The organism is Kitasatospora sp. NPDC048540 (assembly GCF_040651175.1).
In the GTDB taxonomy this organism is placed as follows: Bacteria; Actinomycetota; Actinomycetes; order Streptomycetales; family Streptomycetaceae; genus Kitasatospora.
In genome coordinates, this window is sequence record NZ_JBEZIR010000117.1 from 20,756 (window position 1) to 28,161 (window position 7,406).

The 7,406-nt window shown below is 76.1% G+C and carries 5 protein-coding genes and 1 pseudogene; 5 read left to right on the forward strand and 1 reads right to left on the reverse strand.

Going from position 1 to position 7,406, the window contains the following annotated elements; translation table 11 throughout:
• The first annotated feature begins 338 nt into the window (after window positions 1-338).
• The 5 genes from AB0D08_RS32100 to AB0D08_RS32120 all read left to right on the forward strand — a co-directional run bounded on the left by AB0D08_RS32100 (window position 339) and on the right by AB0D08_RS32120 (window position 7,271).
• Window positions 339-2,075 carry an IucA/IucC family protein gene (locus tag AB0D08_RS32100; protein ID WP_359893774.1) on the forward strand — a complete coding sequence of 579 codons (1,737 nt, stop codon included), beginning with the start codon at window positions 339-341 and terminating at the stop codon, window positions 2,073-2,075.
• A gap of 118 nt (window positions 2,076-2,193) precedes the next feature.
• Entirely contained in the window at window positions 2,194-4,026 is a 1,833-nt protein-coding gene (locus AB0D08_RS32105) for an IucA/IucC family protein (protein WP_359893776.1), read from the forward strand.
• Complete coding sequence (locus AB0D08_RS32110; RefSeq protein ID WP_359893778.1) at window positions 4,023-5,237, forward strand: type III PLP-dependent enzyme; 1,215 nt, start codon at window positions 4,023-4,025, stop codon at window positions 5,235-5,237. The genes AB0D08_RS32105 and AB0D08_RS32110 overlap by 4 nt, the downstream gene beginning before the upstream one ends.
• Before the next feature lie 175 nt (window positions 5,238-5,412).
• Window positions 5,413-6,426 carry an ATP-binding cassette domain-containing protein gene (locus AB0D08_RS32115; protein WP_082526776.1) on the forward strand — a complete coding sequence of 338 codons (1,014 nt, stop codon included), beginning with the start codon at window positions 5,413-5,415 and terminating at the stop codon, window positions 6,424-6,426.
• A complete protein-coding gene (locus AB0D08_RS32120) occupies window positions 6,423-7,271 on the forward strand; it encodes an ABC transporter permease (RefSeq protein ID WP_033822265.1) in 849 nt (282 codons plus the stop codon). Before AB0D08_RS32115 ends, AB0D08_RS32120 begins: the two co-directional genes overlap by 4 nt.
• 53 nt (window positions 7,272-7,324) lie before the next feature.
• Here AB0D08_RS32120 and AB0D08_RS32125 read toward each other — a convergent pair.
• Window positions 7,325-7,406: pseudogene (locus AB0D08_RS32125) on the reverse strand (DUF3052 family protein); the annotation flags it as partial.

Below are 7,406 nucleotides of genomic sequence, written 5' to 3' on the forward strand. Positions count from 1 at the left end.
GAATGCTCGGGGAAGGCGGCGGTGACATTCAGTCGGACGGCCGGACGGATTTGACCTCATTAGGCATGCCTAACCTAATATTCGCAGATGTTGAGAGTCGGCCGGGCGGCCGCCCCCGGGTGGGCGGCCCCGCCCCGCACCACCTCGGACCGGAGAGGACCCGGCGCGTCCATGCGGCTGCACCTGCACGTCCCCAGCCCCAGCCCCAGCCCCACCGCCCCGCACCGCCGTGCCCGCCGCGGACGGCCCGGTCCGCCCGGCCCCTCCCGGCCCGACCCGTCCGGTCCGCCCCGCCCGAGCGCGGCGCGGACCGCCGGCGACCGGTGGGGGATCGCGCCGTGACCGTCGAACAGGAACTGACCCGGCGGGTACTCGCGGCGCTGCTGCGCGAGGACGTCCTCGGCCTGCGCACCCGCAGCACGCCCGAACACCGCGCGGACGGCCGCTGGCTGCAGCTCGACTTCGACGGCGTCACCGTCGGTCTGCCCATCACCCGGGACGGCTTCCAGTGCGAGGACACCGCCCGGCTGCCGCTGCTCCAGGTCGCCGGAGCCGAACTGACCTCGCCCGCAGCCATCGTGGACGCGCTGGGCGAACTCGCCGACCCGCGGGACCGCGACGGCTACCACGCCTTCGCCGATGAGTGTCGGCAGACCCTCGCCACCATGGCCCTGCACGCCGCCGCCCGCCCCACGGTCCACGCCGACCTGGCCGCCCGCTACGGGGCCTCCCCGGCCGGCTGGACCGGCCTCGGAGCGGCCCTGGCCCAGGACACCCTGGCCGCCCACCTGGACCACCCCGTGTACCCGACCGCCCGCGGCCGCAGCGGCCTCGGCGAGCGCGAACTGATGCGCTACGCACCGGAGTTCCACCCCTCGTTCCTGCTGCGCTGGCTCGCCCTGCCGGCCGCCGCGGCGCACCTCCACGCCTTCGCACCGCTCCCCGCATGGTGGCCCACCGCCGCCTCGCTCGGCCTGCCGCCGTCCACCGAACCCGAGGTGATCATCCCCGTCCACCCGCTCACCGCCGACGGCCCGCTGGACCAGGCACTGCGTGCCGCCGGCCTGGACGGCCGGGCCCGGCTCGCCGCCCGCCCGTACCTCGAGGTCCGCCCCACCCTGTCGATGCGGACCGTGGCCGTGGTGCGCGACCCCGCCCACCACCTCAAACTGCCCCTCCCCACCGCCACCCTCGGCCTGCGCAACCGCCGCACCATCAAACCCGGCGTCCTGCCCGACGGCGCCGCCGCCCAGCGCCTGCTGGAGAGCGTCCTCGCACGCACCCCCCGGTTCGCGGACACCGTCCTGCACGCCGACGAGCAGAGCTACGCGGAGGGCGGCCACGAACTGCTCGCCGTGCTGCTGCGCCGCTACCCGGCCGGGCTGCAGGACGCCCTGACGGTCCCGCTGGCCGCGCTGCTGGCGGACGCCCCGGGCGGGCGCCTGGTCGTCGACCACGTCGCCGACCGCTACTACGACGGCGACCCGCTCGCGCTCTACGACGCTCTGCTGACCGCCCTGTTCGACTTGCACACCACGCTCTTCGCGCACGGCATCGCCCTGGAGTCCCACCAGCAGAACACCTCCCTGGTCCTGGACCGGCCGGACGGCCGCACCCGGCTGCGCCTGCTCCTCAAGGACAACGACGGCCTGCGGGTCAACGGCCCGCGGATGGCCGCGGCGCTCGGCGAACCCGCCCCGAAACCGGAGGAGTTCGACGACCGGCGGATCTTCGGGGACACCGACCGGCCGCTCACCGACCTGTTCACCACCATCACCGGCCACCTGTGCTCCGGCGCGCTCGCCTTCGGCCTGGCCGCGCACGGCCGCGTCCCGCGCGCCACCGCCCTCGGCCTGCTGCGCCGCCGCCTGGAGAGCGCCGTCAACCGGCTCGGACCGGCGGGCGAACCACTGCGCGCCGCCCTGCTGGACGCCGAACGGCTCCCGGTCAAGGCCATGGTCACCGCGGGGACCCTGCTCAGCAAGGAACGCTCCGGCGCCGCCGACATCAACAAGCACTACACCAGCGGTCCCAACTACCTGCTCCCGGACCGCCCGGACCGGCGCCGGCCGTGACCGCGGGTGTCGCGCGCACGGGGACGGGTAGTTTCACCGCCCCGCCGCAGCCGCGGCACCCGGTCCGCCCGCTGTCCGGCCTCACCCGTCCCCGTCCCCGCCAGCGTCGGAGTCACTGATGCCCCAGCCGCACCCCGCACCCAGCGCCCGGCCGGCCCCGGCCGCCCCACCCGGCCACCACGCCCCACCCGCGGCCGGCACCGCGCCACTGCCCGCCGCGCCGCTGCCCACCGCCGAGGAGGCGGTCTGCCACACCCTGCTCAACTGCCTGCTGCGCGAGGTCGCCACCCCCGAGCAGCAGAGCGACGTCACCGACGGCGCCGTCCGGATCCGGCTCCCGCGCCGCGGCGTCCACCTGCGGGTCCGGCTGCGCCGCGCCTCGCTGCTCGGCGCCCACCGCTTCACCGGCCCGGTCCTCGAGGAGCGGCCCGAGGGCTGGCGCGCCCTCGGCTGGCGCGAACTGGCCGAACACGTCCGCGCCGAGCTGACCCTGCGCACCGGCGTCCCCAACGACGAGTTCCTCGACCAGCTCGCCTCCAGCCACCGCGGCGTCCAGGCCGGCCTCGGCGCCCGCCCCGCCGCGGGCGGCGACCGCTACCTGGAGTCCGAGCAGGCCCTGCTGTTCGGCCACCGCTTCCACCCCGCCCCCAAGTCCCGCTCCGCCGAACGCGGCGACTGGCGGGCCTACGCCCCCGAGTCCCGGGCCGCGTTCCAGCTGCGCCACCTCGCCGTCCGCCCCGACCTGCTGGCCGGCGAGAGCCTCGACCGGGACGCCACCGACCTGCTGGACGGGCTGCGCCCGGCACCGGCCGGCTACCGGGCCCTGCCCGTCCACCCCTGGCAGTACGAACTCCTGCGCGACCACCCGCTGCTGCGGCGCGCGCTGGCCCGCGGCGACCTCCTCGACCTGGGCCCCGGCGGCGAGCCGTTCACCGCCACCGCGTCGGTGCGCACCCTGCACGGCGCTGGCGCCTTCCTCAAGTTCAGCCTGAACGTGCGGATCACCAACTGCCTGCGCAAGAACGCCGCCTACGAGCTGACCGGCGCCGTCGCCCTGACCAGGCTGCTGGCCCCCGCCCTCGACGACCTGGCCCGGCGCTTCCCGGCCGCCACCGTGCTGCGCGAACCGGCCTTCCGCACCCTCGCCCTGCCCGGCGCCGACGGCCGGCCCGACCTCGCCCTGTACGAGGGCTTCGGGCTGATCGTCCGGGAGGGCGTCGAGCGCGCCCTGCGCCCCGGGGTCACCCCGCTGCTGGCCGCCGCCGTCGCCGACGAGTACCCGACCAGCTCCGCCCACATCTCCCGGCTGCTCGCCGGGGCCGGCCCGCAGGAGGCCCTCGACTGGTGGCGCGGCTACCTGCGACTGCTGGTACCGCCGGTGCTGGCCGCCTACTTCGACCACGGCGTCGCCCTGGAGCCGCACCTGCAGAACGTCCTGATCGGCGTGGACGCCGCCGGCCGGCCCGCCCAGGTGCTGTTCCGCGACCTCGAGGGCACCAAGCTCCTCCCCGACCGGAACGCCGCCCTGCTGGCACGCCTGCCACCCGAGGTCGCCGGGCCCATGACGTACGGCCCGCAGCGCGGCTGGGACCGGGTGGTGTACTGCCTGCTGGTCAACCACGTGGCCGAACTGCTCGCCGCCCTCGCCGACCTCCACCCCAGCCTGGAACCGGCCCTGTGGGCCGCCGTCCGCCGGACCCTGCGCGACCACGCCGACGAGCACGGCTGCCCGCCCAGGCTGCGCGGCCTGCTCGCCGGGGTACCGCTGCCCGCCAAGGCCAACCTGCTGACCCGCTGGGAGCGCAAGGCCGACCGGGAGGCCGGCTACATCCGGCTCCCCTCCCCGCTGGCGCTCCCCCCGGGCGCCGCCCGGCCCGCCACCCGCGGCGCCGGCCCCGCCCGCCTGCCGGACCGCCACCCCACCCGCACCCCCGCCCGGAGCACCCGATGACGGTCACCGCCCCCGTCCGCCGCCTCGCCGCCGCACTGGCCCCCGACGACCTCCCCGCGTACCTGTACGACCTGGCGGCGCTGCGCGCCCACGCCGCCGCCGTCCGGGCCGCCCTCCCCGCCCGGGTCGAGCTGTACTACGCGGCGAAGGCCAACCCCGAACCACCCGTCCTGGCCGCGCTGCGCGGCGCCGTGGACGGCTACGAGGTCGCCAGCGGCGGCGAGGCGGCGCACGTCGCGGCCGTGGTGCCCGGCGCGCGGCTGGCCTTCGGCGGCCCCGGCAAGACACCCGCCGAGATCGCCGCAGCCGTCCGGGCCGGGGTGCACCGCTGGCACCTGGAGAGCGAACAGGAACTGCACCTGCTGGCCGACGCGCTCGCCGACCACCCCGACGCCGGGGCCGACGTCCTGCTGCGGGCCAACCTGCCGCTCGACCCGGGTGCACTGGACTCCGTCGCCCTGACGATGGGCGGCCGGCCGACCCCGTTCGGACTCGACCCCGACCGGGTCGAGCACTGCGTCCGGCTGCTCGCCGGTCCGCTCGGGCGGCGGATCCGGCTGCGCGGCATCCACGCCCACCTGGCCAGCGGCCTCTCCGCGGACCGGCAGACCGCCCTGGCCGGGCACATCGTCGACTGGTCGGCCGGCCTGGCCCGGCGGCACGGCCTCGCCCTGGACGAGGTCAACGTCGGCGGCGGCATGGCCGTCGACTACGCCGACCCCGGCGCCCGCTTCGACTGGACCGCCTTCGGCACCGGGCTGGCGAAACTGCTCGACCGCCACCCCGGCCTCACCCTGCGGATCGAACCCGGCCGCGCCCTGACCGCCTACTGCGGCTGGTACGCCACCCAGGTGCTGGACGTGAAGCACAGCCACGGCGAGGACTTCGCCGTCGTCCGCGGCGGCACCCACCACCTGCGCACCCCGGCCACCCGCGGCCACGACCAGCCGTTCGAGGTGCTGCCGGTCGAGCACTGGCCGCACCCGTGGCCGCGCCCCGCCGCCCGCACCGGCCGCGCCACCCTCGCCGGCCAGCTGTGCACCCCCAAGGACGTCCTCGCGCACCGCGCCCCCGCCCCGGGCCTGCGGGCCGGCGACCGGGTGCTGTTCGCGATGGCCGGCGCCTACGCCTGGAACATCTCGCACCACGACTTCCTGATGCACCCCCGCCCCGGCTTCCACCACCTCGACGAGGCGCCCCCGGGCAGCTGACCGGCCCGTCGGCCGGCCCGCCTCCCCGGCCGGGCCGACTGCGCCGGTAGTACCGCGGTACCACCCGTCCGGGCCCCTTCCCGCCCTGGGTACCACGGTTGCGGGCCAGGTCGCGCCTAGCGTGGGCAGCGAGGCGATCCGGGGCGACCGGTGCCCGAGCGTGAGGGAAGAACCGATGATCGAAGCGCACCAGCTGACCAAGCGGTACGGGGAGAAGACGGCGGTCGACCGGCTGGACTTCACCGTCAAGCCGGGCTCCGTGACGGGATTCCTGGGCCCCAACGGCGCGGGCAAGTCCACCACGATGCGGATGATCGTCGGCCTGGACGCGCCCACCGACGGCTCGGTCAGCGTCAACGGCCGCCGCTACGCCCAGCACAGCGCCCCCTTGCAGGAGGTCGGCGCCCTGCTGGAGGCCAAGTCCATCCACCCCGGCCGCACCGCGTTCAACCACCTGATGGCCCAGGCCCACACCCACGGCATCCCGCGCCGCCGGGTCGACGAGGTGATCGAGCTGACCGGCCTGCAGTCGGTGGCCAGGAAGCGCGCCGGGGCCTTCTCGCTCGGCATGGGCCAGCGGCTCGGCATCGCGGCCGCCCTGCTCGGCGACCCCGCCACGATCATGCTGGACGAGCCCGTCAACGGCCTCGACCCCGAAGGCGTGCGGTGGATCCGCAACCTGCTGGTCGGTCTGGCCGCCGAAGGCCGGACGGTCTTCGTCTCCTCCCACCTGATGAGCGAGATGGCGCTGGTCGCCGACCACCTGATCGTGGTCGGCCGCGGGCGGCTGCTCGCCGACACCACCGTCGAGGAGCTGGTCCGCCAGTCCGGCGGCGACACCGTGAAGGTCGCCAGCTCCGACCCCGGCCGGCTGCGGGAGCTGCTGGCCGCCCCGGGCGTGGGAATCACCGGCCGCAGCGGCTCCGAGGAGCTGCTGGTCACCGGCGTCACCGCGCGCGAGATCGGCCTCAAGGCCGCCGAGCACGGCATCGCGCTGTTCGAGCTGAGCTCCCGGCAGGTCTCCCTGGAGGAGGCGTTCATGGAGCTGACCAGGGACGCGGTCGAGTACCACGGCACCACCGGCCCCGGCCTCACCGGCACCACCGACCCGCTCGCCGGCGCCGACCCGGCCACCACCAGCGGCCCGCTCACCACCACCGGCCCCGACACCCCCGGGAGGGCGGCATGACCACCATCGCCCCGATCCAGACCTCAGGGCCGGCCGCCGAAGGCCGCCCCCGCCCGGCCTACCGGGTGACCGGCCGCCGCGTCCTGCGCGCGGAGTGGGCCAAGCTCTGGTCGCTGCGCTCCACCTGGATCACGCTGGGCCTGGCCCTGCTGTTCGTGGTGGCGTTCGGCCTGATCGCCTCGGCCCAGTACAAGTCCCGGATCACCTCCGGCGGCCGGATGGACCACGACTTCGCCGCCGCCAGCGCCGTCCGGCTCTCCCTGTTCGGCACCAACTTCGGGCAGCTCGCCCTCGGCGTCCTCGGCGTCCTGGTCACCGCCGGGGAGTACTCCACCGGGATGATCCGCTCCACCCTGGCCGCGGTCCCCAAGCGGCTGCCGGTGCTGTGGTCCAAGGCCGTCGTCTACGGCCTGGTCGCACTCACCGTCGGCACCGCCGGCGCCTTCACCGCCTTCCTGATCGGCAGCCGGATCGTCACCGGCACCCCGGCGGCGCTGACCATCTCCGACCCGGGCGTGGTGCGCAGTCTGCTCGGCGCCGGGCTGTACCTCGGGCTGGTGGGCGTGATCGGGACGGCGCTGGGCGCGCTGCTGCGCTCGGTCGCGGGCGGGATCTCCGTACTGGTGGCCTCGCTGATGCTGATCCCCGGCCTGGTGAGCCTGCTGCCCACGGCGTGGCAGGACCACATCGGGCGGTACCTGCCCAGCAACGCGGGCGAGTCGATGTTCACCCTGCACCACGTCGCGAACACCCTGACGCCCGGCACCGGCCTGCTGGTGTTCCTCGGCTGGACCGCGCTGGCCCTGGCCGGCGCCGCCTGGCGGCTCGGACGCACCGACGCCTGAGCCCCCCGACGCCTGAGCCCCCCGACGCCCGAGCCTCCGACACCCGAGCCTCCGAGGCCGGCGGTGCGGGCGGCGTCGGCGATGTCGGAGGCCTCGATGTGCCCGTCACGGCCCGTCTTGGGGGTCAGCAGCCAG